At 36.8% G+C, this 17,139-nt stretch carries 15 protein-coding genes; 13 read left to right on the top strand and 2 right to left on the bottom strand.

Going from position 1 to position 17,139, the window contains the following annotated elements:
• Positions 1 to 8: 8 nt before the first annotated feature.
• The 5 genes from AC4BB7_RS00135 to menC all read left to right on the top strand — a co-directional run bounded on the left by AC4BB7_RS00135 (position 9) and on the right by menC (position 6,724).
• Entirely contained in the window at positions 9 to 1,481 is a 1,473-nt protein-coding gene (locus AC4BB7_RS00135) for an o-succinylbenzoate--CoA ligase (protein WP_490483983.1), read from the top strand.
• Positions 1,478 to 2,860: an isochorismate synthase gene (locus tag AC4BB7_RS00140; RefSeq protein WP_490483984.1), complete on the top strand. Its 1,383-nt coding sequence runs from the start codon at positions 1,478 to 1,480 to the stop codon at positions 2,858 to 2,860. Before AC4BB7_RS00135 ends, AC4BB7_RS00140 begins: the two co-directional genes overlap by 4 nt.
• Positions 2,844 to 4,565: a 2-succinyl-5-enolpyruvyl-6-hydroxy-3-cyclohexene-1-carboxylic-acid synthase gene (gene menD / locus AC4BB7_RS00145; protein WP_490483985.1), complete on the top strand. Its 1,722-nt coding sequence runs from the start codon at positions 2,844 to 2,846 to the stop codon at positions 4,563 to 4,565. Before AC4BB7_RS00140 ends, menD begins: the two co-directional genes overlap by 17 nt.
• Positions 4,566 to 5,405 carry a 2-succinyl-6-hydroxy-2,4-cyclohexadiene-1-carboxylate synthase gene (menH, locus tag AC4BB7_RS00150; RefSeq protein ID WP_490483986.1) on the top strand — a complete coding sequence of 280 codons (840 nt, stop codon included), beginning with the start codon at positions 4,566 to 4,568 and terminating at the stop codon, positions 5,403 to 5,405.
• 209 nt (positions 5,406 to 5,614) lie between these two features.
• Positions 5,615 to 6,724 (top strand): o-succinylbenzoate synthase, encoded by a 1,110-nt coding sequence (gene menC / locus AC4BB7_RS00155; protein WP_490483987.1) that lies wholly within the window; start codon positions 5,615 to 5,617, stop codon positions 6,722 to 6,724.
• Positions 6,725 to 6,776: 52 nt separating this feature from the next.
• Here menC and AC4BB7_RS00160 read toward each other — a convergent pair whose 3' ends face one another.
• The gene (locus AC4BB7_RS00160) at positions 6,777 to 8,306 is read right to left on the bottom strand and encodes an AMP-binding protein (protein ID WP_490483988.1); all 1,530 of its coding nucleotides are present in this window, start codon (positions 8,304 to 8,306) and stop codon (positions 6,777 to 6,779) included.
• 309 nt (positions 8,307 to 8,615) lie between these two features.
• On the opposite strand from AC4BB7_RS00160, the gene rpsF reads away from it, so the two are divergent.
• From rpsF to dnaB, 6 genes are all read left to right on the top strand, one after another.
• The gene (gene rpsF, locus AC4BB7_RS00165) at positions 8,616 to 8,918 is read left to right on the top strand and encodes a 30S ribosomal protein S6 (RefSeq protein ID WP_069663270.1); all 303 of its coding nucleotides are present in this window, start codon (positions 8,616 to 8,618) and stop codon (positions 8,916 to 8,918) included.
• A gap of 47 nt (positions 8,919 to 8,965) precedes the next feature.
• Positions 8,966 to 9,517: a single-stranded DNA-binding protein gene (gene ssb, locus AC4BB7_RS00170; RefSeq protein WP_086314807.1), complete on the top strand. Its 552-nt coding sequence runs from the start codon at positions 8,966 to 8,968 to the stop codon at positions 9,515 to 9,517.
• 25 nt (positions 9,518 to 9,542) lie between these two features.
• The gene (gene rpsR, locus AC4BB7_RS00175; RefSeq protein WP_010762117.1) at positions 9,543 to 9,782 is read left to right on the top strand and encodes a 30S ribosomal protein S18; all 240 of its coding nucleotides are present in this window, start codon (positions 9,543 to 9,545) and stop codon (positions 9,780 to 9,782) included.
• Positions 9,783 to 9,949: 167 nt separating this feature from the next.
• Positions 9,950 to 11,926, top strand: coding sequence for a DHH family phosphoesterase (locus AC4BB7_RS00180; protein WP_490483989.1), 1,977 nt, complete (start codon positions 9,950 to 9,952; stop codon positions 11,924 to 11,926).
• A gap of 35 nt (positions 11,927 to 11,961) precedes the next feature.
• Positions 11,962 to 12,414 carry a 50S ribosomal protein L9 gene (rplI, locus tag AC4BB7_RS00185; RefSeq protein ID WP_086314811.1) on the top strand — a complete coding sequence of 151 codons (453 nt, stop codon included), beginning with the start codon at positions 11,962 to 11,964 and terminating at the stop codon, positions 12,412 to 12,414.
• 140 nt (positions 12,415 to 12,554) lie between these two features.
• Entirely contained in the window at positions 12,555 to 13,925 is a 1,371-nt protein-coding gene (gene dnaB, locus AC4BB7_RS00190; protein WP_069653498.1) for a replicative DNA helicase, read from the top strand.
• A 71-nt stretch (positions 13,926 to 13,996) separates the two neighbouring features.
• On the opposite strand, the gene AC4BB7_RS00195 is transcribed toward dnaB, so the two are convergent.
• Positions 13,997 to 14,545, bottom strand: coding sequence for a GNAT family N-acetyltransferase (locus AC4BB7_RS00195; RefSeq protein WP_086314813.1), 549 nt, complete (start codon positions 14,543 to 14,545; stop codon positions 13,997 to 13,999).
• Between the two features lie 246 nt (positions 14,546 to 14,791).
• On the opposite strand from AC4BB7_RS00195, the gene AC4BB7_RS00200 reads away from it, so the two are divergent.
• Entirely contained in the window at positions 14,792 to 16,084 is a 1,293-nt protein-coding gene (locus AC4BB7_RS00200) for an adenylosuccinate synthase (protein WP_010770295.1), read from the top strand.
• A gap of 157 nt (positions 16,085 to 16,241) precedes the next feature.
• A complete protein-coding gene (locus AC4BB7_RS00205) occupies positions 16,242 to 17,111 on the top strand; it encodes a DegV family protein (protein WP_490483990.1) in 870 nt (289 codons plus the stop codon).
• The last annotated feature ends 28 nt before the right edge of the window (positions 17,112 to 17,139 follow it).

The raw sequence follows: 17,139 nt of genomic DNA on the forward strand, positions 1-17,139 counted from the left end.
TGAAAAACATGTGCAGTTGGCTACAAAAACAAGTAAATGAACGACCAGATCATCCTGCTTTTTATTGGCAGGATGAAGTTTGGTCGTTCGCTGAAATAGCTCAAGAAGTCAAGCAATGGGCAGAATCGTTTTCATTAAAGATACCGAATAAAGAAAAAAGAGTTGCTCTATTTAGTCGTAATTCAAAAGAAATGTATTTTTCAATTTTAGCTTTGTGGGAATTAGGTAAAGAGCTCGTTTTATTAAATACACATTTAAGCTTACAGGAACTCCACTACCAATTGACCGATGCAGAGGTGAATCTGGTGGTGGTTTCTACTGAAAGTGCAGCACTTTTTTCTGAATTAGATCAAATAAAACGGATTGAAATGACAAAATCAACGCCAATTAAAGCAACATCAGCAACCGAAAATACCTCTATTTATCAGTTTGATGCGACAGCTTCGATCATGTACACATCAGGTACGACAGGAAACCCTAAAGGTGTTGTGCAGTGTTTCAGTAATCATTTGGCTAGTGCTTTGGCGACACAAGAAAACATGAATATTACAGCAGATGATTGTTGGCTTTGCCCAGTCCCACTATTTCATATTAGTGGATTATCGATCATCATTCGCCAGTTAGTATTAGGATGTAGTCTCCGTTTATATAGTAAATTTGACGCAAAAATGGTGACAAACGATCTAGCAAAAGGTCGTGGGAACGTGATTTCTGTTGTGGCAGTTATGCTACAAGAGTTACTAGAAAACTATCCTAAGGCAGGCTACAGCTCAAATTTCAAAGCGATGCTGCTTGGCGGTGGACCGATTTCGCCTAAAGCGTTGGAAAAATGTGAAAGCCATGGTATACGTGTGATCCAATCATATGGAATGACAGAAACCTGTTCCCAAGTTGTAGCATTAGGTTTTGAAGATGCTGCAGAAAAAATAGGGTCAGCTGGTAAGCCTTTGATGGGAATGGCAGTCAAAATCGTTGATGACAACGAGAAAAAATTGCAGCCAAATGAGGTTGGGGAGATTCTTCTAAAAGGGAAGAATGTTGTTTACAGGTATTTAAATGGAGAGCAATGGCAAATGGTGAAATGGACAGCAGATGGTTGGTTTAAAACGGGTGATATGGGGTATCTGGATGAAGAAGGATATCTGTATTTAGTCAGTCGTTTAAGTGAGTTGATCATCTCAGGTGGTGAGAATATTTATCCTACAGAAATCGAACATGTTATCCAAGAGTTTCCAGGTGTAAAAGAAGTTGCCGTAATTGGCGAATCTGATGAAAAATGGGGCGCTGTTCCTGTGGCCTATATTGTTGGAGAATCGATGATTACAGTAGAAAAACTAAATGAATTTGCTGAAAATTATTTAGCAAAGTATAAACTACCTAAACGAATTTACTTATGCCATTCTCTACCAAAAACAGCTAGTGGAAAATTAGCGAAGCACCGCTTAACAACAATAGAAAGGGAGGCTTTTTTAAGCAAATGAGCATTCCTAAAGAATTAGAACAAGCATATGAAAATGGCTATCGCCAATTTAGCTGGATTAAAGAAATAAATGAAAATACAGATTCTTTGCGTACTTTATTTGAGAAGGGACAAAAAACGTTTAAAGGTGTCCGTTTTTATTGGCAAACACCTGACAAAAATTTTACGCTAGTCGGCTTCGGTAAAGAGCAAGAACTGACCTATGATCAAGCTACTTTTGAACAGGTGGATGCATTTATTTTAGCAGAAAAAGAAAAAATATATCAAAATCATTCGATGACTGGAATAGGAGCTATTTTATTTGGTGGATTTGCTTTTGATAGCAAACAAATGAAGCAGAATGACTGGGGCAAGATGGAACAAGGATTATTTTACTTACCCACCTTTTTAATTACAGAAACCGATGGCAAACGGTATCTTTCGATGAATTTCAGTGCAGAAAATAAAGAAATATTACAGCAAAAATGGCTAGAACTTACAGAACAATTCACAGAACTAATGACTGTTCAGTTGCTAGAAAAGAATGCCCCTTTACAAATAAAGGCAGAAGAAATCGCTGTATCTGAATGGATGTCAGTTGTGGATCAAACTGTAGCAAAACTGAGGGAAGCAGGACCTTTAGAGAAAGTCGTTTTAGCTAGACGGATGGAAGTGAAAAGTGATCGTCCATTCCAAGCAGATGTGATTTTAAAAAATCTTCAGCAGCAGCAAACAAACACCTATTTTTTTGTTTTAGAATCAGATGAGTATATATTTATAGGTGCTACTCCAGAACGCTTACTACGGGCTTCTGCAACGACATTTTCGACAGCAAGTATTGCTGGTTCTGTTTCACGTGGAACAACAGAGGTACAAGACAAGGCGTTAGGGAATTATTTATTGAATGATATGAAAAATCGGCAAGAACATAAAATCGTTGTAGATAGAATTATCAAAGAATTAGAATGGATGACGGGTACTACGATTCACCCGCAACAGCCGCAATTATTAAAGAATCGTGATATTCAACACCTTCACCTAGCCATTGAAGGACAACGACAAGTTGAATACCGTTTTCTAAAAGGAATCCAGCAATTACATCCGACCCCAGCTTTGGGTGGAGAACCAAAGGAGTTAGCGTTGAAGTGGCTTAAAGAACATGAACGTTTGGACCGAGGTTTGTATGGTGCTCCAATTGGTTGGGTTGCAATCAAGGAAGATATAGGAGAATTTGCTGTTGGAATTCGTTCTGCAGTACTTTCAGAGAATATCGGTTATTTATACGCTGGCTGTGGTATTGTGAAAGATTCTCAAGTAGAGCAAGAAAGAGTTGAGACAAAAATCAAATTTCAACCGATGTTAAGAGGAATAGGCGGGGATGATCATGACAAATCAAAGTGAAATGACAAATTATCTACAAACGTTTGTTGAGGGAATGATCAGCAGTGGCGTAGAACAGGCTGTGATAAGTCCAGGTTCTCGATCTACACCTTTAGCACTATTATTACATCGACAAGAAAAAATCGAAACGTTTATTGAAGTTGATGAGCGTTCTGCAGCATTTTTTGCTTTAGGGTTAAGTAAAGCTAGCAGTAAACCAGTCGCTTTATTATGTACATCTGGAACAGCCGCTGCAAATTATTATCCAGCAATTTGCGAAGCAAGTGCTAGTCATGTTCCTTTGATCATTCTAACAACAGATCGACCACATGAATTACGGCAAGTAGGCGCGCCTCAAGCAATGGATCAATTCCATTTATTTCAAAGTCATGTAAAAGAATTTATAGAGATGGCGATTCCAGAAGGAACGAATGTGATGTTAGACTATGCGTATTGGCAAGGAATGCGAGTTACTGATACGGCTTGTCAAACACCAAAAGGTCCCATTCATTTGAATTTTCCATTACGTGAGCCGTTATTACCTGATTTAAATCAATCATTGAGCGTTGAAAGACAAACAGAAATTTTCGCTGGTCAAAAGCAACTATCAGAAGAACAGTTGCTTAAGTGTGTTGCTGCATGGCAAGAGAAAAAAGGAGTTTTAGTTGTAGGGGGAAGTCACACACTAGAAGAAGCTGAAGTATTTATTGAGTTGGCAGAAACATTGAATTGGCCGATTATTAGTGATCCTTTGGCAAATATTACTTCGTGTAGTAAAGACAGCTCTTTGATCATGAGCTATGCTGATCTATTTATCCAAGAAGCGGAAATGAAGCTGTATCCAGAGGTAGTCGTTCGTTTTGGGATGTTGCCTATTTCAAAAAATACGATGCTTTGGTTGCAATCACTTAATGAGACGACCACAATCTACTTTGTCGATGAAACAGGCGAATGGCAAGACCAACTAAAGCAAACCCAAGTTGCGATCCAAGCAGAAGAACAAATATTTGCTGAGGCGATTACGGATAAAATTAAAACGAAAACTTCAGATTCATGGCGTAATCAGTGGGTCGATTGGCAGGAAACAACAGAGCAACAATTAGCAGAACTAAGTGAAATGAAGACACTAAATGAAACGACTGCAAGTATTCTTGTTCATAAAAAAATGGCAAAAAATGGTCAATTATTTGTTTCAAACAGCAATGCGATACGTTTCTTAGACCGTTTTACGGCATCTGAAAATAATCATTATCATTTATTCGGTAATCGTGGAATCAATGGAATCGATGGGATCGTTTCAACTGCTTTGGGAATGTGCGCGATTAATCCAGATCGTCAGAATGTGTTGTTGATAGGTGATTTAGCTATGTATCACGATATGAATGGATTATTATTAGCAAAACGATACAATTTACCATTGACGATTGTTTTACTGAATAATAATGGCGGCGGCATTTTTTCATTTCTTTCACAACGTCAGTTGAGACCCGATGATTTTGAACCAATTTTTGGGACACCAATCGATTTGGATTTTTCTTTAGTTGCTCAATTATACGGAGCAGATTATGTAAAAACTGAGAGTTTAGAACAGTTAGAATTAGTGTTGGAGGCGACACAAAAGCAACCGAGATTTCAAATGATTGAAGTTGTCGGTAATCGTCAGGAAAATGTGTTGCTATATGAAAAAGTTATTAGTGGATTGAAAGAAAAGCTAGGTAAAAAATAAATGAATACGACTATAAATGGCGTAACTTATTATTATGAATGGCTGTCTGTCTACAAACCAGGCCAACCAACATTGGTTTGCCTACATGGATTTACTGGAACGAGTCAAACTTTCACATCAGTTTTTCAAAAAAAAAGTGATATAAATATTTTAGCGATTGATTTAATTGGTCATGGTCAAACGGATTGTTATGTTCACCCCTATCGTTATCAGATGGATTGCTTATGTCAGGATATAGCGTTATTGACCGAACACTTGGGTATATTTCAATTTTCTCTATTAGGCTATTCAATGGGCGCTAGAGCGGCTTTAGGTTTCACTCATCTATTTCCTCAGAAGATTCAGCAACTGATCTTAGAGAGTGGATCTCCGGGCTTACAGAGCAAGTCAGAAAGAATAGTGCGGAAATGTTCTGATGAACATTTAGCTAGTTTTATTATGAGCCATCCAATTGAAGACTTTGTCGATAAATGGGAACAGTTACCTCTTTTTGAGAGTCAAAAAAGGTTATCACCTAAAGTCCAAGGAATGCTTCGCAAAGAGCGATTATCCCAACGGAATTTTGGATTGGCGTGCAGTTTATGGTTTATGGGGACCGGAGTTCAGGCAGATTTTTGGCAGGAACTTAACAAGATAAAAATACCTACCCTTTTGATCGTAGGAGAACTAGATCTTAAATTCCAAGATATTGCCAAAAAAATGCAAGAAAAACAACCAGATTTGGTAATTGAAGTTGTGCAAGATGCTGGTCACTGTATTCATTTGGAAAAACCACAGGTATTTGAGAAAATTGTTTATACATTTTTATCGAGCTTCACAAATCAATCCTTGGGAAAATAGATAAATTGCCATCGAAACGAAAAGCGCTTCAATGTCCATTTCCTAATTTTCTAAAGGATTCCCCGATTTGTTTAGCATTTAGTGTTATCGAGCTTCACAAATCAATCCTTAGGAAAATAGCTAAATTGTCCGAGAAACCAAATGCGACAACTTAAATTATCCAGTCAGAGCTGAACGAGTCGCTAAACTTTTAAAAGGAGGAAACTACGTTGAAAATTCACCGTATTGATCGTTACTGTGTTCGATTGCCGTTGAGGATTCCTTTTGAAACGAGTTACGGTCGTCTAACAGAGAAAGCTTTTGATATTTTGGTAGTGACAGACGAATTAGGTAACTGTGGCCTGGGCGAGTTAGTTCCATTTGAGCAGCCAGATTACATAGAAGAGACAATCGATACAGCTCGAATAATCATTGAAAAACATTTGATTCCGTTAATGAAAAATAGTGATATTCAACATCCTAAAGAAGTATCGACTTTATTTGATGAAGTAAAAGGCAATCAAATGGCTAAATCTAGCCTTGAAACAGCGATTTGGGATTTATATGCTAAACGAAAGGGCAAAAGCCTAAAAGAATATTTTTATGATACTAGAGAAAGAATTCCAGTCGGTGTCAGTGTGGGAATTCAGACCGATCTAACTAAGTTAACCGATCAAATTGGAAAATATGTTGAACAGGGTTATCAAAGGGTCAAACTAAAAATTCGTCCAGGATATGATTTAGAACCAATCGAAGCCATTAGACAAGAATTTCCTGATATTTTGCTGATGGTAGATGCCAACTCAGCCTATACTATTAAGGATATCTCCTACTTAAAGCAACTAGATGCCTATAATTTGGCAATGATCGAACAACCTTTTGCTGCGAATGATTTTCTGGATCATGCACAGTTGCAAAAGGAAATAAAAACAGATATTTGTTTAGATGAAAATATTCGAACGCTTAAAGATTGTGAGCTAGCATTTGCTTTGGGGAGTTGTCGAGCAATCAATTTAAAGATTCCTAGAGTAGGTGGAATTACAGAAGCTATGAAAATAGTTGATTTTTGTAAAGAAAAAGGGCTGCTTGTTTGGCTTGGAGGAATGTTTGAATCTGGTGTAGGAAGAGCTTTGAATCTACAATTTGCTTCTCAAAAAATATTTACTTTTCCTGGAGACATCTCCGCTTCTGATCGTTATTACTTTGAGGATATCCTAAGTGAACCAATTGTAATTCAAAACGGTGAAATCAGTGTTCCAAATGGTCAGGGAATCGGCATTTCTTTATCCAAAGAAAAATTATTAAAATATGGTACTTTAGAAACTATATATACTAAATAAAAGAATCGCAGACTATTATTCCATCTTAGTCTGCGATTCTTTTTAGTTTAAATCATTCTTTTTCTTTCAATGCTTTTTCGATTTGTAATCGTTGTACTTTCATTGTTGCAGTGCGAGGAATCTCATCCCAATCCATAATAATCGGCTTGTTTAGATGCGGTAAATCAGCAACTTGTTCCCACCAAGCATCCCAATCCATTCCTTGTTTTGGATCAACTGCTAAAATTGGCTGAGGAGAGTTATCTTTTGCTCTAACAATGATTACTTCCTGAAGGAAATCCAGAGCATCCAATAAATGGTCTTCGATTGCTAAATTACTATCGATTTTCTCTATTAAATCAACTTGGCGATCTTTCAGGAATAAATGACCATTTTCATCTATAAAACCATAGTCCCCGCTATCCCACCAAGGACCAAAGACGGTTGCTTGGAAACGGTCGTCTTCTTTATAGTACGTTAAAGCACGGCCTTTAGATAAGAATTGGATGTGTCCGTCTGTCATAGCAGGTAGTACGTTTCCCTCTTTATCCGCGATTCGAGCTTCAGTTAATCCTTCTAAACCAACACCCATGTCACGAGCATCAGATGTTTTTAGGGAGTCTAACGTATGAGCTTTTAAAATCATAGGCCCGCATTCACTTTGTCCATAAACTTGAAGGAAAATCGGTTGATTCTTTTCTGAAGCTTTTAAGAAACTTCCCATTGTTGCGTTGTTGATGGCATCAAAAGTGGAGTGGTAATAACGGACACTTGCAAAGGATTCAGGTTGTTTTTTTGCCATAGAGGTCCACTGAACAAAATTGTTTGGGTGAGTCTCAAGAGCAATTGGTTGATGTTTTAATAACATTTTTGAAACAGAATCACTATTTGATATTGATAAAGGCATCATAGGAAAGCCCATTGCCATTAAAGAAGAAATACCTATATTAAAGCGGGAGTGCACTGGTGAAATGTGGAAACCCACAATCTTCTTTTCTGCAATTTTTGTGAAAATTGTTTTTTGCCACTTTGTTCGCCAGCCCATAGAATTTGCGGAGTGACAGATTAATTTAGGAATACCAGTTGTTCCGGATGTATGCGTCATGTATGCAATAGCATCCTTAGGTAACTCTACTTGGGAAACTTTTTTAGCAGGTGATTGCAAAAGTTTTTGGACTGAAATTTGTTTTTCTTGTGAACTATTTTTCACATGTGCTACTTTTTCTGCTGTTTCATCATCAAATAGAATAAAAGGGTCTTCCAAGCGATCAACAAAAACATCAATCATTTCTGCGGGAAAATGATAAGAAATCATTGCAGGAACAGCGCCTAAATAAGAAGCGGCAACTGCTAACAAATACGTATCGAATTTTGGGCTCTTGAAAATGATGATTTTATCCTCAGCCTTTACACCTAAACTAGCTAATTGATAGGCACGATTTAAAATTGCGTCGTGACTTAGTTGATAAGTATAATTAGTGCCAAGTTCAGGAAAAGCTGGTAGAAGTTCATCATGAATAATAGAAATTTCTGGGGTATTACGTGCAGCCTCAAAATAATTTGTGTATAAGTTGAGTGGTTGGTATTCTAACAGTTGATTCAATGTAACAGCATCCTTTCAAACTACCTTAAAATATTTGTGTAATATCGAACAAGGATAGTATAACATGAAAAATAAATAACCTAAATCAATAGCAAAAAAAATGAAAAAAATAAAATTATACGTATATTAAAGTAAGACACGAGAGGAAAAAACCATTGCTGAAAAAAATGATCAAAAATTGCTAAGAAGACTTGATTTTATCAGCTTTTAGCTGTATAATGAAACCTTGTGAGTAGTCTATAAATTTTAGATAACTCTCCTTGCTCTTAGCAATCTAAGAGCCTAAAGTCCATAGGGAGGTGAAAATCAATGAGTCAAGCTACGAATTATGAAATTATGTACATTATTCGTCCGAACATTGATGAAGAAGCAAAAACTGCTTTAGTAGAACGTTTCGACACAATCTTAAAAGATAACGGAGCAGAAGTTATCGAATCAAAAGATTGGGAAAAACGCCGCTTAGCATATGAAATGAACGGATTCCGTGAAGGCATCTATCATATCGTTAAAGTATCTTCTCCATCAACTGCAGGAGCAATCAATGAATTTGATCGTCTTGCTAAAATCAATGACGATATTATCCGTCACATGATTATCAAGGAAGAAGCATAACCAAATGTTTCACGTGAAACATTGGATTGACGAAAGGAGATGTTTAAATGATTAACAACGTTGTATTAGTTGGAAGACTAACAAAAGATCCGGATTTACGATATACATCTAGTGGTTCTGCAGTTGCGACATTTACTCTAGCAGTAAACCGTAACTTTACGAATGCAAATGGAAATCGTGAAGCAGATTTTATTAACTGTGTGATTTGGCGTAAACCTGCTGAAACAATGGCAAACTACGCGCGCAAAGGTACATTATTAGGCGTAACTGGTCGTATTCAAACTAGAAATTATGAGAATCAACAAGGTCAACGTGTATACGTGACGGAAGTTGTATGTGAAAATTTCCAGTTGTTAGAGTCTCGTTCTGCATCAGAGCAAAGACAAACAACAGATGGATCAGATTCAACACCAACTTATAATGCTGGCGGCGGAAGTTTCCAACAATCACAGAACAATAATTTTTCAGGACAAAACAATTTTAATCAATCATCCTCTCAGTCTAACAATAACGGTATGCCTGATTTTGATAGAGATTCTGACCCATTTAGTGGATCAGGTTCAACTATCGACATTTCAGATGATGATTTACCATTCTAAACGAATTTGATAGGAGGGAATAAGAATGGCACAACAAAGAAGAGGCGGACGTAAACGTCGTAAAGTCGATTATATCGCTGCTAACCATATTGAATATATTGATTATAAAGATATCGAATTATTAAAAAAATTCATTTCTGAACGTGGAAAAATTTTGCCACGTCGTGTAACAGGTACTGGCGCTAAGAACCAACGCAAATTAACAATTGCAATCAAACGTGCACGTATCATGGGCTTATTACCATTTGTTGGTGAAGAGCAATAATATAGTATTACGTAAAGATCAAAGGACTTTTAGTTCTTTGATCTTTTTTTAGTTTAGGATTCGAATATGATTTCCAAATGTTTCACGTGAAACATTTAGAGATTCGCAGAAATCTCTTTTTTATGCTAAAATAACCTTATCTGTAGAACAATGGGGGAGTCCTAAAAATGAAAAAAATTAGAATGAAACGGATTTTGGGTTCTGTATTCGTTCTCTTTTTATTAGAAGTAATATTACTTTTCTTCCTATCTAATAAATACATGATTATAGTTGGATTATTGATACTCAATCTTATACTGATCAATCGAATTTTTTACCTAATTAAAAAAATTGAGATATCAAATACAGAAAAAATCAGAGAAGCAAGTACCATTGCGGAAAAGTCGTTGGATTATGCTTTTAATGAAGTATCCGTAGGGATCATAAATTATGATCCAGAAACGAAAGAAGCCAAGTGGCTAAATCCGTTTGCAGAAGATATTTTTTATAAAGACGGTCAGACACTTATTAGTTCAGAATTGATACAGACGTATGTATCACGAGCTGAAAAAGGTAAGGATATATTTAAAGTTGGGGATCATGTGTATCGTTTTAATATTGATACAAGTCAAAATACGATTACCTTTAGAGATATCACAGAAGAGAGTAACTTGTATCAAGAAAAATTAGAGATGCAGACAGCAATTGGAATCGTATCGGTGGATAACTATGACGATATTACAGATAGTATGGATGAGAAAGAAATTTCTTACTTGAATAGTTTTATCACCACAATGGTTTCTGATTGGATGGATGAGTATCAAGTTTTTTACAAAAGACTAAACGCTGAACGGTATTTTTTCATTGGACAGTTAGAAGATATAAAGAAAATGATGGACACTAAATTTCAAATTTTAGATAAGATCAGAAAAGAATCAAGTACAAGAGATATACCAATAACATTAAGTATGGGGATTTCTTATGGTGGTGAAACACTAAGCCAAACGGGGAATACTGCCCAAACAAACTTAGATACAGCCTTAGTCAGAGGTGGAGATCAAGTAGTAGTCAAAGAAGCAAAAGATAACGCTAAACCTATTTTTTATGGGGGTAGAACAGCTTCAGTTGCAAAGAGAACACGCGTTCGTTCTCGTGCAATGAGTACTGCAATTCAAGGGATTTTAACAGAGTCTTCGGATGTTTATATCATGGGACACCGTTTTCCAGATATGGATGCGATTGGTTCGGCATTTGGTATGGCAAGATTAGCCAAATTCCATAACAAGGAAGCTTGGGTCGTTTTGGAGCAAAATGAAAGTATTCCAGATGTTGAGCGAGTGATGTCTGAATTAGAAAAGTATCCTGATCTTGCAAAGCAAATCATTACGCCAAAAGAAGCAATGAAACGAAAAACGGACAGCAGTTTATTGATCATGGTTGATTACCATAAGCCATCTCTTTCAATTTCACAAGAGTTATACGAACAGTTTGACAAAGTGGTGATTATCGATCATCATCGACGTGGTGATGAGTTTCCAGCAAAACCATTACTTGCTTATATTGAATCGTCCGCTTCATCTGCTTCAGAGTTGGTGACTGAATTGATCGAATATCAAAGTAATGCTCAAAGAAGTTTAGACAAACTTGAAGCGACATTATTGCTAGCCGGAATCGTAGTCGATACGAAGAGTTTTAGTGTTCGAACAACGGCACGCACCTTCGATGTGGCTAGCTATTTAAGAACTTGTGGTGCAGATTCATCTTTAGTACAATATTTATTAAGCTCGGATTTAACCAGTTATTTGGAGATGAACAGTTTGATTGCCCAAAGTGAGTATGTTACACCAGATACAGTTATCGTAACAGGTAGCGAAGAGAAAGAATATGATAGCGTAACTGCAGCGAAAACGGCAGATACCTTATTGTCAATGGTCGGCATCAATGCAGCTTTTGTGATAACGAAACGAACTGATAAACAAATTGGAATCAGTGCCCGCAGTAACGGGTCGATAAACGTCCAGCTGATTATGGAGAATTTAGGCGGAGGTGGTCATTTTACGAATGCTGCGGTACAATTAACAAATGTAACAGTCGCTGAAGTAAAAGAGCAACTGCTGAAAGTGATCCAACAAAATATAGATGTAATGTATGATCCAGCTCCATAAACTTCTATGCTTTAAAATTAAGGAGGAATAATAGTATGAAAGTTATTTTTTTACAAGACGTTAAAGGTAAAGGGAAAAAAGGGGAAGTAAAAGAAGTACCAACAGGTTATGCTCAAAACTTTCTCATCAAAAATGGTTACGCTCAAGAAGCAAATAAAGGAAGTATCAGTGCTTTAGCTGGACAAAAGAAAGCACAAGATAAACACGAAGCTGAAGTTTTAGCAGAAGCTAAAAAAATGCAAGAATTTCTAGAAAAAGAAGAAACAGTTGTAGAGCTTAAAGCGAAGGCTGGAGAGGATGGACGTCTCTTTGGATCTATTCCTTCAAAACAAATCGCAGAGGCCTTAAACAAGCAATATAAGGTGAAATTAGACAAACGTAAGCTAGAACTATCTCAACCAATCCGTGCATTAGGTTTTACAAAAGTTCCAGTGAAATTACATCACGAAGTAACTGCGACAATCAAAGTTCATGTTGTAGAAGAATAAAGGGTGAAAACAGAGGATCTCCTCTGTTTTTTGCTTATTATTAACAAGAAATGATACGATAATGTCATTGTACATTTCGCTTATTTCTTGTTAAAATAGAAAGACTGAACGGCGTAATTTGAGCTATAGGAGAGAAAAAAATGAATGAAGTATGGCAAGATCGAGTACCGCCCCAAAGTATGGAAGCAGAACAGGCCGTTTTAGGGTCGGTTTTTTTAGATGCTGAGGTTATTATCGATGCGTTAGAATACATAGAACCAAAAGATTTTTATCGCCGTAATCATCAATTGATTTTTCAGACTATGCTGACTTTGAACGATCGAAATGAAGCGATTGACGTTATCACGATCAAAGATCGTTTGGAGCAAGAAAACTTACTGGAAGACGTAGGCGGTTTAAGCTATCTGTCTGATCTAGCGTTGGCTGTGCCAACTGCTGCGAATATTGTATATTATGCGAAAATCGTTGAACAAAAATCATTGCTTCGTAACTTGATTCAAACCGCTACAGAGATTGTTACTAAAGGTTTTGAACAAGGGGAAGATGTAGAAACTATCTTGGATGATGCTGAACGTAGTATTTTAGAAGTTTCAGAAAAAAGAAACCGAAGCGGATTCCTGTCAATTGCAGATGTATTGAATACGTCGATTGCAAACATTGACCAACTGTATCAAAATGATGAAGAAATCACTGGATTACCAACTGGCTATCCAGCTTTAGATAAAATGACCGCTGGACTGCAAGCAGAAGAATTGATTATTCTAGCCGCCCGTCCTGCCGTGGGGAAAACAGCATTTGCTCTGAATATCGCTCAAAATATCGGAACCAAAACAGACCGCTCTGTTGCTATTTTCAGTTTGGAAATGGGGGCAGAATCATTAGTTAACCGGATGCTTTGTGCGGAAGGTTCGATCGAAGCGGGGCACTTACGGACTGGTCAACTATCAGAAGAAGAGTGGCAAAACCTAATCATTGCAATGGGAAGCTTGTCTAGAGCTCAAATCTACATTGATGACACGCCAGGTATCAAAATTACCGAAATCCGAGCGAAATGTCGTAAACTAGCGCAAGAACGCGGTAATCTTGGGTTGATTTTAATTGATTACTTGCAACTGATTGAAGGAACTGGTCGTGAAAGTCGTCAACAAGAAGTATCTGAAATTTCCCGTCAATTGAAGAAATTAGCAAAGGAATTAAAAGTTCCTGTTATTGCACTCTCTCAATTATCTCGTGGTGTAGAACAGCGTCAGGATAAACGTCCTGTATTAAGTGATATCCGTGAATCTGGATCGATCGAGCAAGATGCCGATATCGTTGCCTTCTTATATCGTGATGATTATTATGATCGTGGTGAAGACGGAGAAGATGGCGATCGGGAAGAGCCCGAAATCGACAACGTAATTGAAGTGATCATCGAGAAAAACCGTAGTGGTGCCCGTGGAACGGTTGAATTATTATTTATTAAAGAATTCAATAAATTCGCTTCACTATCACCAAGAGAAGAGTTTTAGCGAAGCGTGAATAGATAAAAATAATAGCCTAAGTAAGTATCTACTGATAAACACTTACCTGGGCTATTAGTTTAGTTAAAATCTGCTTTTAAAAGAGAATATTTATTCAAGTCTCTAAATTCATCATACATAAGAACTTCAGACTTATCCGTTCCAACAAAGGAGAAACCACTTTTGACCGCCACCGCATTACTTGCTTTATTTTCAGTATCAGCTCGTATACTTAATTTATTTAAATCCATATCTTCAAACCCAATTGCACAAACCATTTTAACTACTTTTGTCATGATACCTTTATTGGTTTGAGATGAATGAAGCCAATAACCAAGCTCTGCCTTTTTATTATTGTTATCAATAAAATGTAGATCAATACAGCCGATGATCTTTTGATCATAAGCAATTAAAAATAAGCGGTCTGTCCCGTTGACATAGCCTTCTAATTTCATCTTGATATATTGTTCTTGCGGTTCAAAAGAGGTTGTTGAATCAACAAAATCTAGGAACCTTCTTAAATGATCTCGATCTGAGTCGACAACTTCAAAAAGTTCCTGTGCCATCTCAAGTGTTGGTTGAATTAAAGATAAAGATTCGTCAATCTCTAAACAAAAAGAATGCTTCATATCCCGAATGTACCTCCTATTAAATTTATAATATATTGTTTATGATTATAACAAAATGAAATTCCTTTACAAGGCAATAAGAAAATTTTCGCTTTTTTATCTGATGTAAAATAATTATCGGAATAATGTTCGTGTTTTGCTCGTTTTTTTCTTTTCGAAAAAAACAATATTCGATTTTTCCTTGAAAGCGTTCTGCTTTCTTGGTACAATGAATCAGGACAAAATAATTTAGAACGAGGTGTTCGAATGTCATCAGTTGTAGTAGTCGGAACGCAGTGGGGCGATGAAGGAAAAGGAAAGATCACGGATTTTTTAAGTGAGAATGCTGAGGTCATCGCACGTTATCAAGGCGGAGATAATGCAGGTCATACCATTAAATTTGATGGTGTTACTTATAAACTACACTTGATTCCTTCAGGTATCTTTTACAAAGAAAAAATCAGCGTGATCGGAAACGGCGTTGTAGTTAACCCGAAATCTTTAGTAAAAGAACTGGCTTATTTAAAAGAAAATAATGTAACGACAGATAACTTACGTATTTCTGACCGTGCTCACGTGATTTTACCGTATCACATCCAATTGGATCAATTACAAGAAGATGCTAAGGGTGACAATAAAATCGGTACAACAATCAAAGGAATCGGTCCAGCATACATGGATAAAGCAGCTCGTGTAGGGATTCGTGTAGCAGATTTATTAGATAAAGAAATCTTTGAAGAACGTCTAAAAATCAATTTAGAAGAAAAAAATCGTCAATTCGTCAAAATGTTCGATAGTGAACCAATTGCATTTGAAGATATTTTTGAAGAATATTATGAATATGGTCAACAAATCAAACAATACGTAACAGACACGTCTGTTATTTTAAACGATGCATTAGATGCTGGCAAACGTGTGTTATTTGAAGGCGCACAAGGTGTTATGTTAGATATCGACCAAGGAACCTATCCATTTGTAACATCATCAAATCCAGTTGCTGGAGGCGTTACGATCGGAAGCGGAGTTGGTCCTTCTAAGATCAATAAAGTCGTTGGTGTTTGTAAAGCTTATACATCACGTGTTGGTGATGGACCATTCCCTACAGAATTGTTTGATGAAACAGGAGAAACAATTCGTAGAGTTGGGAAAGAATATGGTACAACAACAGGTCGTCCACGTCGTGTGGGTTGGTTTGATACGGTTGTGATGCGTCACTCTAAACGTGTCTCTGGAATCACGAATTTATCATTGAATTCAATCGATGTTTTAAGTGGTTTAGACACAGTGAAAATCTGTACAGCCTATGAATTAGATGGCGAATTGATCTATCATTATCCAGCTAGTTTGAAAGAGTTGAGCCGTTGTAAACCAGTCTATGAAGAGCTACCAGGTTGGTCAGAAGACATCACTGGATGTAAGACCTTAGCTGATCTACCAGCGAATGCAAGAAACTATGTTCACCGTATTTCTGAATTAGTCGGTGTACGTATTTCAACATTCTCAGTAGGTCCAGACCGTAACCAAACAAATGTATTAGAAAGTGTTTGGGCACAAATTTAAACGATAAAATAAGCGAGAGACAACGTAAAAATTGTCTCTCGTTTTTTAATCACTTTTTTCTAAGGAACGGCTTATTTTGGTTGTTTACTCGCTTAATAAAGCATGAGTATCCAACGATTATGTGTTAAAATAGAAAAATAGTTAGGGAGGATTTAAAATGACATTTAAAATAATGACAGATTCATGTTGTGATCTACCATATACATATTTAGAAGCCAAAGATGTTGATTTTATCAGTATGACAATTCAATTAAATGGCAAAGAACTAGTCGATGACTTGGGGAAAACATTTGACTATGATTGGTTTTTAGAAGAGATAAAAATTGGCGGCATGCCTACGACTTCTCAAGTAAATGTTGGGAGATATATTGAATTTTTTAGACCTTACGTGGAAAAAAAAGTTCCCATACTATATTTGGCTTTTTCTTCAGGATTAAGCGGTTCGTACCAAAGTGCTATGCAGGCTGTTGATATCCTAAAAGAAGAATATGAGGACGCTGAAATTTATGTGATCGATACAAAAGCGGCTAGTTTAGGCGAGGGATTGCTTGTGAGTGAAGCTGTTCAATTAAAAGAAGACGGACATTCTTTAGAGGATATCTTATTATGGTTATCTGAAAATAAGATGACGGTTCAGTCTTGGGTGACGGTGGATGACTTGAAACATTTAGAACGAGGTGGTAGGATTTCTAAAGCTGCCGCTGCAATTGGCGGATTGATGAATGTGAAACCAATCATTATAGTGGACGAACAAGGAAAACTACAAAATATCGGCAAAGTTCGAGGTCGTAGTAAAGCATTGAAAAAGCTGGCAGATGAGACGGTTAAAGGAATGGTCGAGCCATTAAAACAAACATTATTTATTGCCTATGCTGGGGATTTAGAGAGTGCTGAGAAAGTCAAAGCTATGATTGAAGAAAAGATTCAGGTTAAGGAGATTCGTTTACATCCTTTAGGTCCAACGATTACTAGTCATACAGGAAATGGTTGTATTGCAGTTTTCTCTAGAGGGAAGAAAAGAGCGTAATAAAAAAGAAGAAACATCCGTTAATTCA

It is taken from the genome of Enterococcus sp. AAFC-DPL-5182, from assembly GCF_058216605.1.